The 16421-nt window shown below is 42.9% G+C and carries 16 protein-coding genes; 12 read left to right on the forward strand and 4 right to left on the reverse strand.

What is annotated here, in order from left to right; genetic code table 11:
- The first annotated feature begins 9 nt into the window (after positions 1–9).
- The 12 genes from DUL71_RS21285 to DUL71_RS21340 all read left to right on the forward strand — a co-directional run bounded on the left by DUL71_RS21285 (position 10) and on the right by DUL71_RS21340 (position 9174).
- On the forward strand, positions 10–1899 hold the full coding sequence (locus DUL71_RS21285) for a cytochrome c oxidase subunit I (RefSeq protein ID WP_199232914.1): 1890 nt from the start codon (positions 10–12) through the stop codon (positions 1897–1899).
- Positions 1900–2037: 138 nt separating this feature from the next.
- Entirely contained in the window at positions 2038–3096 is a 1059-nt protein-coding gene (locus tag DUL71_RS21290; RefSeq protein ID WP_114939965.1) for a COX15/CtaA family protein, read from the forward strand.
- Positions 3093–3956, forward strand: coding sequence for a heme o synthase (cyoE, locus tag DUL71_RS21295; RefSeq protein ID WP_114939966.1), 864 nt, complete (start codon positions 3093–3095; stop codon positions 3954–3956). Before DUL71_RS21290 ends, cyoE begins: the two co-directional genes overlap by 4 nt.
- Positions 3957–3969: 13 nt before the next feature.
- The gene (locus tag DUL71_RS21300) at positions 3970–4542 is read left to right on the forward strand and encodes a cytochrome c oxidase subunit 3 (RefSeq protein ID WP_317127560.1); all 573 of its coding nucleotides are present in this window, start codon (positions 3970–3972) and stop codon (positions 4540–4542) included.
- A 21-nt stretch (positions 4543–4563) separates the two neighbouring features.
- A complete protein-coding gene (locus tag DUL71_RS21305) occupies positions 4564–5283 on the forward strand; it encodes a cytochrome c oxidase subunit 3 (RefSeq protein ID WP_114939967.1) in 720 nt (239 codons plus the stop codon).
- A gap of 11 nt (positions 5284–5294) precedes the next feature.
- Positions 5295–5636: a cytochrome C oxidase subunit IV family protein gene (locus tag DUL71_RS21310; RefSeq protein ID WP_112574708.1), complete on the forward strand. Its 342-nt coding sequence runs from the start codon at positions 5295–5297 to the stop codon at positions 5634–5636.
- Positions 5636–6334, forward strand: coding sequence for an SCO family protein (locus DUL71_RS21315; protein WP_114939968.1), 699 nt, complete (start codon positions 5636–5638; stop codon positions 6332–6334). The genes DUL71_RS21310 and DUL71_RS21315 overlap by 1 nt, the downstream gene beginning before the upstream one ends.
- A 6-nt stretch (positions 6335–6340) precedes the next feature.
- Entirely contained in the window at positions 6341–6916 is a 576-nt protein-coding gene (locus tag DUL71_RS21320) for a DUF420 domain-containing protein (protein ID WP_114939969.1), read from the forward strand.
- A gap of 25 nt (positions 6917–6941) precedes the next feature.
- Complete coding sequence (locus DUL71_RS21325) at positions 6942–7220, forward strand: hypothetical protein (RefSeq protein WP_112574705.1); 279 nt, start codon at positions 6942–6944, stop codon at positions 7218–7220.
- An 83-nt stretch (positions 7221–7303) separates the two neighbouring features.
- Positions 7304–7681, forward strand: coding sequence for a DUF983 domain-containing protein (locus tag DUL71_RS21330; protein WP_114939970.1), 378 nt, complete (start codon positions 7304–7306; stop codon positions 7679–7681).
- On the forward strand, positions 7659–8321 hold the full coding sequence (locus tag DUL71_RS21335) for a DUF2461 domain-containing protein (RefSeq protein WP_114939971.1): 663 nt from the start codon (positions 7659–7661) through the stop codon (positions 8319–8321). Before DUL71_RS21330 ends, DUL71_RS21335 begins: the two co-directional genes overlap by 23 nt.
- 25 nt (positions 8322–8346) lie before the next feature.
- A complete protein-coding gene (locus tag DUL71_RS21340) occupies positions 8347–9174 on the forward strand; it encodes an OmpA family protein (RefSeq protein WP_244228809.1) in 828 nt (275 codons plus the stop codon).
- A 124-nt stretch (positions 9175–9298) separates the two neighbouring features.
- Here DUL71_RS21340 and odhB read toward each other — a convergent pair whose 3' ends face one another.
- The 4 genes from odhB to DUL71_RS21360 all read right to left on the reverse strand — a co-directional run bounded on the left by odhB (position 9299) and on the right by DUL71_RS21360 (position 16287).
- Complete coding sequence (gene odhB, locus DUL71_RS21345; protein ID WP_114939973.1) at positions 9299–10882, reverse strand: 2-oxoglutarate dehydrogenase complex dihydrolipoyllysine-residue succinyltransferase; 1584 nt, start codon at positions 10880–10882, stop codon at positions 9299–9301.
- A 59-nt stretch (positions 10883–10941) separates the two neighbouring features.
- A complete protein-coding gene (locus tag DUL71_RS21350; protein WP_114939974.1) occupies positions 10942–13758 on the reverse strand; it encodes a 2-oxoglutarate dehydrogenase E1 component in 2817 nt (938 codons plus the stop codon).
- A gap of 171 nt (positions 13759–13929) precedes the next feature.
- Entirely contained in the window at positions 13930–15225 is a 1296-nt protein-coding gene (locus tag DUL71_RS21355) for a DASH family cryptochrome (protein ID WP_114939975.1), read from the reverse strand.
- A 255-nt stretch (positions 15226–15480) separates the two neighbouring features.
- On the reverse strand, positions 15481–16287 hold the full coding sequence (locus DUL71_RS21360; protein ID WP_208645624.1) for a 5'-nucleotidase, lipoprotein e(P4) family: 807 nt from the start codon (positions 16285–16287) through the stop codon (positions 15481–15483).
- Between the last annotated feature and the right edge of the window lie 134 nt (positions 16288–16421).

Here is a 16421-nt window from a genome sequence, read left to right on the forward strand (position 1 = left end):
AAGATAGATATGTCAACATTAGCAGTTCACGACCACGCAGGAACACACCACGACGAACACGGTCACGAACATCACCATGACCAATCATTCCTGTCTAAATATGTATTTAGCATGGACCACAAGATGATTGCCAAGCAATTCCTGATCACAGGTATTACTATGGCGGTTATCGCAATGATTTTGTCAATCCTGTTTAGGATCCAACTTGCTTACCCTGATAAAACATTCCCGCTGTTAACTACCCTGTTAGGTCGTTTTGCTCCTAACGGTCGTATCAGCCCCGATTTTTACCTGGCTTTGGTTACCATTCACGGTACCATCATGGTATTCTTCGTATTAACTGCCGGCTTGAGCGGTACTTTTGCCAACTTATTAATTCCATTGCAGGTAGGTGCACGTGATATGGCTTCGCCTTTCATGAACATGCTTTCATACTGGTTCTTCTTTTTAGCCAGCGTTATCATGTTGTCATCATTCTTTGTACAAAAAGGCCCTGCCAGTGGTGGCTGGACAATTTACCCGCCGTTATCTGCATTGCCTAAAGCGATGCCAGGCTCTGGTGAAGGTATGACCCTTTGGTTAATTAGTATGGTATTGTTCGTAGCATCATCATTAATGGGTGGTATCAACTACGTAAGTACTGTATTAAACATGCGTACAAAAGGTATGGACCTTTGGAAAATGCCTTTAACTATCTGGGCATTATTCCTTACAGCTATCTTAGGTATCCTTGCATTCCCGGTTTTAGTTGCCGGTGTTGTATTGTTGATATTTGACCGTAGCGTTGGTACAAGCTTCTATTTATCTGATATCGTATTGAACGGCGTACAGCAACCATTTGAAGGTGGTAGCCCGATCCTGTTCCAGCACTTATTCTGGTTCTTAGGTCACCCGGAAGTATATATCGTAATTATGCCTGCGATGGGTATCTCATCTGAGATAATGTCGGTAAACTCACGCAAACCTATCTTTGGTTACCATGCGATGGTTTACTCTTTGATCGGTATCACTGTATTATCGTTCATCGTATGGGGCCACCACATGTTTGTTACCGGTATGAACCCGTTCCTTGGTGGTGTGTTCATGATCACTACGCTGATCATCGCTGTACCATCGGCTGTAAAAACATTCAACTGGTTAGCTACACTTTGGCGTGGTAACATCAGGTTTACGCCTGCTATGTTGTTCGCTATCGGTATGGTGTCGTTCTTCATCTCTGGTGGTTTAACAGGTATCTTCCTGGGTAACGCTGCTTTGGATATCAACTTACATGATACTTATTTCGTAGTTGCTCACTTTCACCTCGTAATGGGTTCTGCTGCTATATTTGGTATGCTTGCAGGTGTTTACCACTGGTTCCCTAAAATGTTCGGCCGTATGATGGACGAGAAATTAGGTTACCTGCACTTCTGGTTAACATTTATCTGTGCTTACCTGGTATTCTTCCCAATGCACTTTATGGGTCTTGACGGTGTGCCACGTAGGTACTATGCCTTCACCGAATTTGCTTCAATGCAAAAATGGTTAACCATCAATACCTTTGTTACCTGGGCTGCTATTATCGCCGCGCTTACACAGTTTGGTTTCCTTTACAACTTCTTTGTATCAATCTTCAAAGGACAGAAAGCAACTCAAAACCCATGGGAGTCAAATACTTTAGAGTGGACTACTCCTGTTGAGCACCTGCATGGCAACTGGCCAGGTGAAATCCCAACTGTTTACCGTTGGCCATATGACTACAGCAAACCAGGTGCAGAAGAGGATTATATCCCACAAACTGTTCCTTACTCGCAAACAATGAGCTCGAACCAGCCTCACGATTTTGAAGATAATCCTGCAGGTTTAGAAGAACTGAACAAGTTTACAAGTACGCTGAAAGCAAACGAACAAGTAAAATAATTTTAATACTTATCTGATCTTTTAGGGTACCAGTTAAGTCTTAAGTCGGAAGTTTTAAGTACGAGGTTTAACAACTGAGAACTTATTGCTTGGAACTTCCGGCTTGGCAGGTACCCTAAATTTTTAGAAATATTTTAGATGAGCACAGCCGCAAAAAATAGGTTTCAAAAGATCAATATTACAACCATTGTTCTGCTGTTTGTTTTGATTCTTGCCGGTGGTGTTGTACGTAGCTCGGGTTCAGGTATGGGTTGTCCCGACTGGCCAAAATGTTTCGGAAGGTATATCCCACCTACCGATATAAGCGATCTCCCAAAAGATTACAAGCAAAAATATGTTGCCAAACGCCTGGAGAAGAACCAGCGTTTTGCTAAAACACTTGATGTGTTTGGCTACAGCGACTTGGCTAAACGTATCCGCGAAGACCGTTCTATCCTTGTTCCTGAAGATTTTAATGCAGGTAAAACCTGGACTGAATATATAAATCGTTTAGTTGGTGCGTTATCCGGCTTCTTCCTGTTGCTTTCGGTGGTATTTTCTTTTAGCTATTGGAAAACAGATAAGAGGATAGCTATCCTGAGCATATTCAATCTTGTTTTGGTTGGATTTCAGGCCTGGTTGGGTTCAATTGTAGTATCTACCAATTTAGTAGCCTGGATAGTTACTGTACATATGCTTTTAGCCCTGGCCATTTTAGCGATTTGTATTTACACTTACCACGTTGCGAAGATCTCCGGAAAGAAAACTGCGGGTTCAACGCCTTTGGTTTACATCATAACACTTGCAGCAGTTTTTGTAAGTATCCTGCAGATCGCTTTCGGTACTGAAGTTAGGGAGAAGATAGACGCGGTTGCTAACCATTTTCAGGGCGGTTACCGCAAAGATTGGATTACTAACGCCGGCGAGATATTTCAGCATCACAGGGATATCGCTATCCTGGTATTGGTGCTTAACGTGGCTTTATTTGTTTTGATCCGTAAGGGCTTTAACAGGCATTCTATTCAACAACAGTTGATGAGCTTTACATTTTTAATGATCACGCTACAGATAGTAACCGGGATCTTATTATCATACCTCGCTTTGCCGCCGGTTGCCCAGGCCGCACATATTGTACTGGCGAGTTTAATATTTGGGGCACAGTTTTATTTGCTTTTGAATTTATTTCAAGGTGTTAAGGGTAGGGAGGTAAGCAGATGAAATGGGCTGATTTTTCAAAACTAATTAAAACGAGGCTCACCTCGTTGGTGGTGTTTTCGGCATCAATATCATTTTTAATCGGAAGCCGTGCAAACGGTCATATCGTTTGGATTGATTGGGTAAAACTTATCATTGGTGGTTTCCTGGTTACATCAGCTGCTAATGCTTTTAACGAGATCATCGAAAAGGATCTTGATAAGCTGATGAAGCGCACCATGGACCGCCCGATTCCTTCCGGTAAAATGACTACCGGTCAGGCATTGGTGTTGGGTTTAGGTATGGGCATGGCTGGTACTTACCTGCTTGGCAGTTTAAACCTGTTAACAGGATTATTATCAGTATTCTCGATATTATTATACGCGTTTGCTTATACACCGTTAAAGCGTAAATCGCCCATAGCGGTTTTTGTTGGCGCTATTCCCGGTGCTTTGCCTCCACTTATTGGTTATGTGGCCGCGCAGGTACACGGAAGGATCGATGAGATCGCGATAATTTTATTTTCGATCCAGTTTATCTGGCAATTTGTTCATTTCTGGGCTATTGCATGGGTTCTGGATGACGATTATAAGCTGGCCGGTTTTAGGTTGCTACCATCGGGTAAAAGAGATTTAACAAGTGCGGTAATTACGTTTATATTTGCCATTGTATTAGTACCTGTGAGCTTGCTGCCAACCATTTATGGTTACGGAGGTTACTGGGTAGGGGGCGTATCGCTGATATGCAGCCTTATATTTTTGTACCAGTCATTTATGCTGTTGCATACCAGGCAAATACCCGAGGCCCGCAAATTAATGTTCGGCTCGTTTTTTTACCTGCCGGTAGTTCAGATAATGTTTTTAGTAGATTTTATAGTTAAGTGAGATGATGGCAAGGATGGAACAAGATAACGACAGGCTTAACCTGGGTGCCAAAAAGTTTAACATGTGGATTTTCATATTCACATCGTTTATGCTTTTTGCAGCATTTACCAGTGGTTTTATTGTTTATGCCGGTGGTAGTGGCCACGGTTTAAACGTGATCATGCCTCAGTCGTTTTTGTATAGCACTATTGTTATTGTATTAAGCAGCGGTACGTTGTTTTTGGCCTCGAGGGCTGCAAAAGCATTGCAGTTTGATAAGCAGAAGCTGTATTTATGGATCACGTTGGGCTTAGGTTTGGCATTTTTTGCCTTACAGATCTATGCCTGCTACGTGTTAACCTACAAAATGCAGATCTATTTTGTTGATCCTAATGCTTCACGTTCGTTTGTTTACGTTTTTGTAGGCGCGCATTTGGTGCACATTTTTGCCGCGCTGTTATTGTTAATAAATACGCTTATAGGTACATACCGTAATATCCCACAGGTACGGAATATGTTTAAGATGGAATTAACCTCCATTTTCTGGCATTTTCTCGATATTATATGGATTTATCTGTATGTTTTTTTACTTTTGAATCATAATTAATACACCCATAGATTAGTACAGATGAGTACAACAGTTTCACAAATTGACGAAGTAAAAACTTCGCCCTGGTCGGGAGGAAGATCCCCGTTCAACGTGGAGTACGGAAAAATAATGATGTGGTTTTTCCTCCTTTCGGATGCGTTCACCTTTTCATCATTATTGATAGCTTATGGTTCATTACGTTTCAGTGCAAGCGTATGGCCAGGTGCTGATAAGGTTTTTCAATCAGTACCGGGATTAGTTGATCACGGTGCACCACTGGTGTTTGTGGGTTTAATGACCTTCATCCTCATCGCAAGCTCTGTTACCATGGTATTAGCTGTTGAGGCTGGTCACCGTAACGCAAAAAGCGAAGTGGTAGGTTGGATGATAGCTACAGTTATTGGTGGTTTAATGTTCCTTGGCTGCCAGGCTTTGGAGTGGGGCCATTTACATCATGAAGGTTTCTGGTGGGGAAGTGTTCCTCCTGCAGAAGAGCTTAAAAAGTTATTCACGGGTGGTACCGAGGCTGTGCAGCATATGACTTCTCAGGAGTTTGCTAACCTGTTCTTTACCATCACAGGATTCCACGGTTTCCACGTATTTACGGGTGTTATTATTAACATTATCATCACGGTTAACGTGTTGATGGGCACATACGAAAAACGCGGCAGTTATTTAATGGTTGAAAAAGTTGGTTTATACTGGCACTTTGTAGACCTTGTTTGGGTATTCGTATTTACATTCTTTTACTTAGTTTAAAACATTTACATATGTCAGCAGAATCGCACGAAGTTCACCACGATGGTGAGCACGAATCAATGAGCAAAAAGCGTATATGGCAGGTAGCCGGTATATTAACCTTTATTACTTGTATTGAGTTTATCATTGCGCTTGCTATAGTTCCAAGTCACCCCGAACTTTTGAAATATGCTAACCCTGTATACATTGTTTTAACTTTGTTTAAAGCATTTTATATAGTTGCATACTTTATGCACTTGAAGTTTGAAAAAATGGGGTTGATCCTTTCTTTAGTAATCCCAATTATATTTATAATCGGTTTAATCCTGGTACTTACAAACGAAAGCCACCACTGGGTTGACTTAAGGTTCTAATGAACAAGGCTTCCATCTTAAAAAAGATTATGATCCTGGTGCTCATCTTAGCAGTACCAGGATTTTTATATTATTTACTTACCGCAAAGGGTAAAAACAGGTATAAACCTCTCGCTGTTTTCGGCCCCAAGGAGGTTGCCAAAACCGGCCATAAGTATCACGGCAAATATATCCCGGATACCATTTACCACACCATTCCTGATTTTAAACTTACCGACCAGGAAGGTAAACCGGTTACCTTATCTACCCTAAAAGGAAAGATCTTTGTAGTAAACTTCTTTTACGCCAACTGCCCAACTGTTTGTCAAACCATCAATAAAAACATGAGTTGGCTGGTAGGAACGTACTATAAAAACAAGATGGTTTATTTTCTGACCATCACTGTTGATCCAGAGCATGACACGCAGGAGGTACTAAATAAATACTTGCAAACCTTTAAGCCCGAATCAAACCGCTGGCTGATGTGCAGCGGTGATACCTCATCTGTTTACAGCTTTGCACGCAATGGCCTTTTTGTTAACGCTGCAAGAGCCGGTAACGACTTTGTTTATAGTGATGACTTCGTGCTGATTGATCAGGAACATCGCATCAGAGGATACTACAAGGCCGCTGTAACCCCCGAGGTTAACCGCCTTAACGATGAGATTAAAGTGCTTATTGCCGAAGAGCTTCGTAAAGTTGATAAGGCCCTATATTAATTGACTATGAGTGATAAATTTATAATCCGCTTTGTTGCGGGTGTTACCATATTTGTAATTGCTGTTGTTGTTTTATTAAACAGGCACCTTATTCCCGGTCCGGCAGTTGCCCCCGCGTTTACTCCGTATTTGCCAATGCTTAACGCGATGCTCAATGGCACCTGTACGCTGTTGCTGCTTTTATCGCTTTATCAGATTAAACAAGGTAATATAACCTTACACAAGCGCCTTAACATTGTTACCTTCTGCTTGTCTTCGCTTTTCCTGGTATCGTATATCCTGTTTCATTACCTGATGCGGAATGAAATTATTTATGGTGATATCAATGGCGACGGAAAATTGTCAGAAGCAGAAAGGGCTTCAGTTGGTTGGTTGCGAACAGTTTACTTAGTCATTTTATGGCCCCATATTGTACTTGCCGCAGCCGTTTTACCGTTAATATTGATGAGTTTTCACCGTGGCTTGCAAATGCAGGTTGAAAAACACCGTAAGCTGGTACGCTGGGCATTCCCGATATGGTTATACGTTACTGCAAGTGGTGTTGTGGTTTACTTAATGATCCGTCCGTTTTATCATTTTTAATTTATAATTAGTTAAATTTGCACCTATGAAACAAGGTTTTAAAGTTATCCTTTTTGTAATGGCCCTTGGCCTTATGTTGATTGCCCGCGAGCCGGTAAAAGCCCAGTGTGCGCAATGTGCAGCAACAGTTGAAACCAACGCGCAAAGCGGTAGCTCAAAAACAAGGGGATTAAATAATGGCATCCTGTTTTTATTGGGTGCGCCTTACTTTGCAGTTGCATTAGGCGGCTACATCTGGTATAAAAAATACCGTCGTAAAGATGTTAAGCTTGAAATGCGCCCCGAAAAACTCAATCTGAATTAATAAAGAGAACGCGACCCTATAATGGGCGCTGTCATAATCTTATAAGATACTTCCACGTGTCTCAAACACCAAAGTCATGGGCTATGCTTAAATGTAAATGCCCCCGCTGCAGGCGGGGCGATATGTTTAAGGATAGCCCTTACAGTTTCTCCAATAAAATAAATCTTAATTGCCCGCATTGTGACCTTTTCTTTGAGATAGAACCGGGTTACTTTTACGCCGCCATGTATGTGAGTTACGCGTTAAATGTTGGCGAGGCTTTAGGGATAGCCTGGCTTACCTATCTTTTAACCCATAACCAGGATTCGCCCTGGTTGTATCTTGGTACTATAATTTTAGGCTGCTTCGCGCTTGCTCCGGTAAATTTCAGATATTCGCGGGTGTTTTTGTTGTATTGGTTATCACCCAAGATACATTACCAAAGCTATTTAGATACTGATGATATACCAGGAAAGTCTTGATTTTTTAAAAGATCTCGCGGAGCATAACAGTCGCGAATGGTTTGCCGCCAATAAAGAGCGTTACGAAAAAGCCCGCGAAAATGTAATTGATTTTACAACAACCGTGCTTGAGGGTGTTCGTAAAATTGAAGCGGGCATGGATGAAAACCTTGATGCCAAAAAGTGCGTGATGCGTATCTACCGCGATATCCGCTTCAGTAAAAATAAAGCGCCTTATAAGAATAATTTTGGGGTAAGTTTACCAACGTCCGGCTTAAAGGGCGGCGGGGTTGAGTACTACCTGCATATCCAGCCCGGCAATTCATTTATTGGCGGCGGATACTGGATGCCTGAGGCTCCGCATTTGAAAGCTATTCGCCAGGAAATTGATTATAACGCGGCGGATTTGAAAAAGATCATAGATGACAAGGAGTTTGTTAAGCTCTTTGGCGATTTTAGGGCACAGGAGCAATTAAAATCGCTGCCGAAGGGTTACGAGGCCGATAATGAAAATCTCGACCTGATAAAGCTTAAAAGCTTTGTGGGTTGGCATAAGCTTACGGATAAGGACTTAACTCAGGCCGGATCGGAGAAAATTATCATAGATATGTGCAGCAGGATCCATCCGCTTAATGTGTTTTTGAAGAACGCGCTTGCGTAATAATATATTTAAACCCCAATGTACTATGAAAATTAGATATAGCATTTTAGCCGCTGCTCTGTGTGTAACAATGTACTCATGTAAGGTCATGTCGCCAAAAGCATACAAAACACTTGTTGCCGAACGCGATTCATTAGCCACACGTACATCAAATTTAGAAGGACAGGTTGCGCAACTACAATCAGATACGGCGCGCCTGCACAGGCAGCTTAACGATCTGCGTAAAAACAATAGTGTACTGAACAGTAACCTTGATGCCACATCGTCAAAAGCTAATGAATTAGCTGCTCAGGCCTATAAACTGGAAGCTGATCTGAAAAAACGTGAAGCGCGTTTAAAAGAGGTAGAAGACATTTTAAAGAAACGAGACGAGGCTACCAATGCGCTTAAAGATAAATTGCAGAAGGCATTATTAGGCTTTCAACAAAGCGGTTTAACCGTAGATATCAGAAATGGCAAGGTTTATGTGTCATTAGCCGATAAGTTACTGTTTCCTTCCGGAAGTATTATTATTGATGATAAAGGAAAGGCAGCATTGAAACAGCTTGCCGCGGTAGTTAATAAGGAAGCTGATATCAATATGGCAGTAGAAGGCCATACCGATGATAAGAAAGTGAAGAACCTTGGCCAGATCAAAGATAACTGGGACCTGAGTGTTTTACGTGCTACTTCGGTAACCCGCTACCTGACCGAAACAGAAGGTGTTGATCCGCACAGGCTTACCGCGACAGGTAAGAGCGAGTTTCAGCCGATAGATGCTACTGCTACTGACGAAGCCCGTGCGAAGAACAGGCGAATAGAGATCGTGCTTACCCCTAAGCTTGATGAGTTATACAACCTGATCACTAAGTAAATAAATGAAGGGCTCCCGGTTAACCATCGGGAGCTTTTTTGTTTCCAATAACAAGGAGTATATTAAAACAACAAAGCCCGACGTTTTCGCCGGGCTTTGTTGTTTATGTCTGTTGAAAGTTACGTTAAACACCTAACAGTAACCTTGCAGGATCTTCCAATAATTGTTTAACCCTTACCAGAAAGCTTACTGACTCGCGACCATCAATGATGCGGTGATCATATGACAGAGCGAGATACATCATTGGGCGGATAACTACCTGTCCGTTTACAGCTACCGGGCGCTCAATAATGTTGTGCATACCTAAAATGGCCGATTGCGGGGCATTGATGATAGGTGTAGACAACATTGAACCAAACACACCACCGTTAGTAATGGTGAATGTACCGCCTGTCATTTCAGGGATGGTCAGTTTGTTTTCGCGGGCTTTACCTGCAAGTACCACAATGGCCTTTTCAATTTCGGCAAGGCTCATGCTATCGGCATTACGGATAACCGGTACAACCAAACCTTTAGGGGCAGAAACAGCGATAGAGATATCAGCAAAGTTGCTATAAACAATCTCTTCCCCTTCAATGCGTGCACCAACAGCAGGCCAGTCTTTCAAAGCTTCTGTAACCGCTTTGGTGAAGAACGACATGAAGCCTAAGCCCACATTGTGTTTCTCTTTGAATTTATCTTTGTACTTAGCGCGCAATTCCATGATGGGCTGCATATCCACCTCGTTAAAGGTAGTAAGCATAGCCGTTTCATTTTTAACCGATACCAAACGTTTAGCAACGGTTTTGCGCAGCGAGGTCATTTTCTCACGTTTTTCGTCCCTGGCACCACCAGTAGACGTTGCAACCGGAGCGGCAGCAGCAGGTTGAGCCGCAGGAGCAGCTGGTTTGGCTGCAGGAGCCTGCGCACCAAGGGCATCGCCTTTAGTAATACGGCCGTCAACGCCCGAACCTGATACTGATTTTGGATCAACGCCTTTTTCGGCTAATATTTTAGCGGCAGCAGGTGACGGTGTACCAGATGCGTAAGTTTTAGCACTTTCGGCAGCTGCACCACCACGAGGTGATTCATCAGCAGCGCTAACTACTGCAGGAGTAACCGGGGTAGCTGCAGGAGCAGAAGCGCCTGCGCCTTCAATAGTACAAACTACGGCATCAATAGGCAATACATCACCTTCTTTAGCAATAGTTTTTAATGTACCTGCTTTTTCTGCAGTAAGTTCAAATGTAGCTTTATCTGATTCCAGTTCGGCAATAGCTTCATCCATAGCAACCGCTTCACCGTCTTTTTTGATCCAGCGTGATAAAGTAACCTCTGTGATAGATTCACCAACCGGAGGTACTTTAATTTCAACTGATGCACCTGATGGAGCAGGGGCAGCAGCGACAGGCTCGGCGGCAACTGGTGCAGGAGCAGGTGCATTGGCTACAACTTCTGGCTGTGGTTGTGCAGCCGGAGCAGCAGCTTCTGCGCCACCATCTTCAATATTGGCCACAACAGCGCCAATGGCTAATACATCGCCTTCATTGGCAACGATTTTTAAAGTACCGGCTTTTTCGGCAGTAAGCTCAAAAGTAGCCTTGTCTGATTCCAGCTCGGCAATAACTTCGTCCATTTCTACATGGTCTCCGTCTTTCTTTTTCCAGCTTGCAAGGGTTACTTCAGTAATTGATTCGCCTACGGTAGGCACCTTAATCGCTAAGCTCATATTGTAGTTTGTAGATTTTATATTTTTTAATGGACTATGTCGGGATGCTTATTGACTGATCAATCAGCACCGGCATCAGCCATTTTCTTTGTTGTTTTTTTTACTGATTCTTTAACTGTTTTACCGGCAGGTGCTTCAAAAGCTTTTGACACGATGTACAACTGCTGAGCAGCGTGCTGTTTAGCAAACCCGGTTGCAGTACTGCTGCCTTCAATTCTTGAGATAACGCTCAGGTTAATCAATTTATCATTGTGGAATTTGCGGCAAATGTAAGGCCATGCACCCATATTTTCAGGCTCTTCCTGTACCCAGATAAATTCTGCCTTTTCGTACTTGGCTTTAACTTTCAGGATTTGGGTAATCGGAGTTGGGTAAAGCTGCTCAACACGTACTATGGCTACATCCTTGCGGTTATCGGCTTGCTGTTTATCTAACAGATCATAGTATACCTTACCGGTACATAGCAATACACGTTTTACCTTTTTAGGATCAACATAAGTATCATCAATCAGCTCGTGGAATTTACCATTAGTAAAATCTTCAATTGGCGATACGCATTTAGGACTGCGCAGCAAGCTTTTGGGTGTAAAGACGATCAGGGGTTTGCGGAAATCGCGGTGCATTTGCCTGCGCAAAATATGGAAGAAGTTCGCAGGAGTAGTACAGTTAGCTACCTGGATATTATCATCGGCACAAAGCTCCATAAAACGCTCAACACGTGCAGATGAGTGCTCGGGGCCCTGACCTTCGTAACCGTGAGGCAATAACATTACCAAACCATTACCACGCTGCCATTTAGTTTCGGCGCTGGCAATATACTGGTCAACAATGATCTGCGCACCGTTAAAGAAGTCGCCGAATTGGGCTTCCCAAATGGTTAAAGCGTTAGGGTTTGCCAGCGCGTAACCATATTCAAAACCTAAAACACCATACTCAGATAATAAAGAGTTATAGATGCTTAGTTTAGCGTCTGGATTAATGGCAGCAAGCGGTGTAAATTCATCTTCCGAATCAACCAGCGTTAATACCGCATGGCGATGCGAGAAAGTACCACGTTTTACGTCTTCACCGCTTAGCCTGATAGGATAACCTTCTTTTAATAAAGTTCCATAAGCAAGCAACTCGCCCATAGCCCAGTCAAATACCTTGGTTTTGTTTACCATGGCGCTGCGGTCTTCAAAAAGCTTTTCAATCTTTTTGAAAAACTCTTTATTAGGAGGTAATACAGTTAGTTTATTACCTATTTCCAATAACTCCTCTTCGGCTACAGAAGTATCAACAGCTCTTACTAACTCTTTGTGACTTGCCAGGTGCAGGCCGCTCCAGGCACCTTCAAACATGGCGATGGTATCGGTAAACCTTTCTTCTGATTTTACTTCGTCGAGTTTTTGCTGTAACTCATCTTTAAAGGCTTTTTCGATGCCTTTCAGGTACTCAGCATTAATGCTGCCTTCGTCAATCAGTTTCTGATTGTAGATTTTAAGCGGGTTAGGGTGCGCATCGATGGCCTTGTACAACAATGGCTGGGTGAATTTAGGCTCATCAGCTTCATTGTGGCCATAGCGGCGATAACAAAGGATATCGATAAAAACATCCTCATTAAATACCTGCCTGTATTCCATAGCCAGGTTTACAACGTAAGCCAAAGCTTCAACATCGTCACCATTTACGTGGAAAACCGGCGAAAGCACAGTTTTGGCAACATCAGTACAGTAAGTACTTGAACGCGCGTCTTTATAGTTAGTGGTAAAACCTATCTGGTTGTTGATAACCAGGTGAATGGTACCACCAGTGCGGTAGCCATCCAGTTTTTCCATTTGTAAAACTTCATATACGATACCCTGACCGGCAATTGAAGCATCACCATGGATCAGGATCGGAGCGATCTTTGAATGGTCGCCGCCATATTTAAAGTCGATTTTTGAACGGGTAATACCCTCAACAACCGGATCAACAGCCTCCAGGTGCGATGGGTTAGGGCAAAGGCTCAGGTGAACTTTTTTGCCGCTTTTGGTAAGTACGTCGGTTGAAAAACCTAAGTGGTATTTCACGTCACCACCAAAAGGTGATTCAGAATCGTAATTTTTACCTTCAAACTCAGAGAATACCTCTTTATAGGTTTTCTCCATGATATTGGTCAACACGTTCAAACGACCGCGGTGCGCCATACCAATGATGAACTCTTCGATACCCAAGTCGGCACCTTTTTTAATTACCGAGTCCATTGAAGGGATCAGCGCTTCCGCTCCTTCTAACGAGAAACGTTTTTGACCAAGGAATTTGGTGCCTAAAAAGTTTTCGAAAGTTACGGCTTCGTTCAGTTTGCTAAGCATTTCCTTCTTTTCATCAAGTGTGAAAGAAGGTGTATTGCGGCGGCTTTCCATCCGCTCTTCAAACCATTTTATTTTAATAGGGTTGCGGATGTATTTATATTCCGTACCTATTGAACGGCAGTAAGTATCCTCAAGCAACTGGCGGATATCGCGTAATTTGGCAGCGCCTAAACCAACTTCAACACCAGCGTTAAAAACGGTGTCAAGGTCTGCATCGCTTAAACCAAAAGTTTCAAGCTCTTTGCCTGGGAAATAATGGCGGCGTTCGCGAACCGGGTTTGTTTTTGCAAACAAATGCCCGCGCGAGCGATAACCATCTATCATGTTTAATACGTTGATCTCCTTTAAGAAATGTTCAGGAGTTGCTTCGCCAACAGCAGACGGCGCAATTGCGGCAGAGGCGTCAGTGTCTTTACCAAAATCAAATCCTTCAAAGAATTTTTGCCATCCGTAATCAACCGATTCCGGTTCCTGTTTGTACTGTTCGTATAGGGAAGATATGTAGGCAGCGTTTCCGCTATTTATATAATTGAGACGATCCATGTGAAATTGTCTTTAAAACGGTACAAAAGTAAGCATATACCCCTATATACTTCATAATTAATTGTAAAGAAATTTAACCACTATTAGGCTTATTTTATCTTTTGGGGTGAAAACTCAAATTATGGCTTGTTGTTTTGCTTTAGATAGAAAATATTTTGATGCGGATAATATTTAGGCGCTAACCAGGTCTCCTGCCTCATCTATAGACGATGGTTGCCAGGTGTTAACAAAATCGGTTTTGGCTTCAAGCTCTTTAGGAAGCTTGGTGGCAATGGCGTATTTGCTTTCTTTGGCATCATTAACACCGGCAATAAATGCCCAGTTGCCCCAGTTGCTGGCCGGCGAGTAATCAATCAGCTTTTCTTCAAAGTAAGCGGCGCCCTGGGTCCAGTCGGCCTTGAGGGTATTTACAAGATAGCCGGCAACTACCTGGCGGTTTTGATTGCAGATAAAACCGGTAGCGTTAAGCTCATGCATGGCGGCATCTATCAGCGGCACGCCTGTTTCGCCATTTTTCCATTTCTGGAGCAGTAGCTCAGCATCGGGCGCGAGGTCCTGCACTTCATCTTTGGCTTTGATGAATTTTTGCCCGTGCTTTTTAAACATGAACCTGAAATAATCGCGCCAAAGCAGTTCAAGCTTTAACAAGTTACCATTGCTGCCATACTTCTGAATTTCCCAGTAAACCTGACGTGGCGAAATACAGCCTATGGAAAGCCATGGAGAAAGTTTTGAAGAAAACTCGGTACCATTGCGACCGTTTTTTTGTTTTACAGCGATATCAAGTTGCGAAAAGTACTTATGCATTTGTACCAGCGCGGCAGTTTCACCTCCCTGGAAATATTCGGCAGCACGGGGGTCATCAACCGGCTCGGTTAAGCCTAACTGCTGCAAGGTTGGTAATTCACCCGCATCTGTAATTTCAGGAACGCTGATATGATCAGGAGTTGGCACGCATGAACGAACATTGCTGTCGCGCTCCACTTTCTTTTTAAAAACCGCGAAACTGTCGGGAATATCTTTTATCGGGAAAGGAAGATCTTCCTTATGGTACATGGTATGGCCGATAAAATGCTTGAGGTTAAGCCTCATTTTCCACAGGGCCGCTTCAACCTCTTCAGAAATGTTGGTTTCTTCATAAGCCACTTCACGGTGATGGTAAACCTCATTTACGTGATATTCTTCGGCAAGCTGCGGGATCACATCGGCAGGGTTACCAATGCGGATCATAAGTTCGGCACCAAAGCCCTGTAAGTTTTTCCGGAGATCGGCAACGGCTTCCAATAAAAACCTTGCCCTGAAGCTCCCTGTTTTTGGTGCGCCACTTGATGTGGGCTGAAAATAATAAGGATCGAAACAATAAACCGGCAGTACTTTATCAGCCTTGCGAACAGCTTCTAACAAAATTTCGTTATCGTGAATACGCAAGTCATTTCTAAACCAAACCAGAATAGTTCTATCACTCATAGTTAAACAGGGGGTTAACTGAATAATGCAGTATGCAAATTTGCAATTTATTTGCGTTTTATGCACATTTTGCCACAACATTATGACACCATCCAAACATTTAATTATTTTATTAAACTAAGTAAAAAGCTTTTAGCCGACTAAAATAATTAAGCCCCGAAGGTATAATTGTGTAAATATACGTAATTGCATCCAACTAAGTTATACCACCTAACCCCATAGCTGTCACCCATCAACCCTTAAATGAACCCCGCCTTATTGATCAGATTTGATCTTAGCCCGGATAACAGAATCTTTTTGGACAGGGGTAAGCTTGTAATTGAATTGAAACAACGCACCTTCAAAATCACCGTACGATGGATTGGGAATAACAATATACCTGCTGCCAAATTCTTTTTGGAGCTTTTGGGTGGTTATTGTCCTGTTATCCTCCCCTGGATGGTTATCATACAGCATATCGAAATCGGGCAGGTTGTCGCCGCAAAGCAGCAGGATACGATGTGTTTTTAAAACATTAAGTCTTCGTGCTTCCTTACTGGATGTTGTGGTTTTCAGTAGTAAATGCTCATCGTCGGCAAAAGGCAGGTTATACAATTGCAGATTTTTTAGTGTACTTGCCCGCTCGTTTTCGTTACGGTTGGTGATGTAAAATATGGTAATACCTTTTGATGCCGCGTATTTAAAAAAGGCAGGCGCACCGGGTACGGTATCGGCTATGGCTTTATCTGTCCACTGTTTCCAGGTGGCGTCGCTGTAATCTAAATTTTGCAGGGCGCGGTGCGCATCATAAGGACTGTTATCCAGTAAGGTTTCGTCAATGTCGGTGACAATGGCCAGCGGTTTATCGCCGGGATTTTTAATACCCTCATCAACCCTAAGCCTGGCTATATTATAAGCTTGGAAGCACAATGCCTTGTATTCTGCCGCACGTTGTTGCCATAATGAAGCCCAAATTTTACCGTCATTAGTAATACTGGTATTTGAACCGGTAGTTTTTTTAACTGATGAGCAGGCGCTGAATAATAACAGACCTGAAAGTAAATAGCTATAGCTTTTTTTCATGATGGTTGATTAAAAATGCTGTCGGTGTGGAGGGATTGTCATCCTGAGCTTGTCGAAGGACGCGCGCAGAGGCCCAACCCGCTATGCTTCGACTGGCTCAGCATCACACCCGTTTTTTATTATGTCATATAAAG

The organism is Mucilaginibacter endophyticus (assembly GCF_003351025.1).
Classification (GTDB): Bacteria; Bacteroidota; Bacteroidia; order Sphingobacteriales; family Sphingobacteriaceae; genus Mucilaginibacter; species Mucilaginibacter endophyticus.

Bases quoted from the DNA above. Each gene is read 5' to 3' on its own strand.
- DUL71_RS21285 (WP_199232914.1), top strand. From the start codon at position 10: ATGTCAACATTAGCAGTTCACGACCACGCAGGAACACACCACGACGAA.
- DUL71_RS21290 (WP_114939965.1), top strand. From the start codon at position 2,038: ATGAGCACAGCCGCAAAAAATAGGTTTCAAAAGATCAATATTACAACC.
- cyoE (WP_114939966.1), top strand. From the start codon at position 3,093: ATGAAATGGGCTGATTTTTCAAAACTAATTAAAACGAGGCTCACCTCG.
- DUL71_RS21300 (WP_317127560.1), top strand. From the start codon at position 3,970: ATGGAACAAGATAACGACAGGCTTAACCTGGGTGCCAAAAAGTTTAAC.
- DUL71_RS21305 (WP_114939967.1), top strand. From the start codon at position 4,564: ATGAGTACAACAGTTTCACAAATTGACGAAGTAAAAACTTCGCCCTGG.
- DUL71_RS21310 (WP_112574708.1), top strand. From the start codon at position 5,295: ATGTCAGCAGAATCGCACGAAGTTCACCACGATGGTGAGCACGAATCA.
- DUL71_RS21315 (WP_114939968.1), top strand. From the start codon at position 5,636: ATGAACAAGGCTTCCATCTTAAAAAAGATTATGATCCTGGTGCTCATC.
- DUL71_RS21320 (WP_114939969.1), top strand. From the start codon at position 6,341: ATGAGTGATAAATTTATAATCCGCTTTGTTGCGGGTGTTACCATATTT.
- DUL71_RS21325 (WP_112574705.1), top strand. From the start codon at position 6,942: ATGAAACAAGGTTTTAAAGTTATCCTTTTTGTAATGGCCCTTGGCCTT.
- DUL71_RS21330 (WP_114939970.1), top strand. From the start codon at position 7,304: ATGCTTAAATGTAAATGCCCCCGCTGCAGGCGGGGCGATATGTTTAAG.
- DUL71_RS21335 (WP_114939971.1), top strand. From the start codon at position 7,659: ATGATATACCAGGAAAGTCTTGATTTTTTAAAAGATCTCGCGGAGCAT.
- DUL71_RS21340 (WP_244228809.1), top strand. From the start codon at position 8,347: ATGAAAATTAGATATAGCATTTTAGCCGCTGCTCTGTGTGTAACAATG.
- odhB (WP_114939973.1), bottom strand. From the start codon at position 10,882: ATGAGCTTAGCGATTAAGGTGCCTACCGTAGGCGAATCAATTACTGAA.
- DUL71_RS21350 (WP_114939974.1), bottom strand. From the start codon at position 13,758: ATGGATCGTCTCAATTATATAAATAGCGGAAACGCTGCCTACATATCT.
- DUL71_RS21355 (WP_114939975.1), bottom strand. From the start codon at position 15,225: ATGAGTGATAGAACTATTCTGGTTTGGTTTAGAAATGACTTGCGTATT.
- DUL71_RS21360 (WP_208645624.1), bottom strand. From the start codon at position 16,287: ATGAAAAAAAGCTATAGCTATTTACTTTCAGGTCTGTTATTATTCAGC.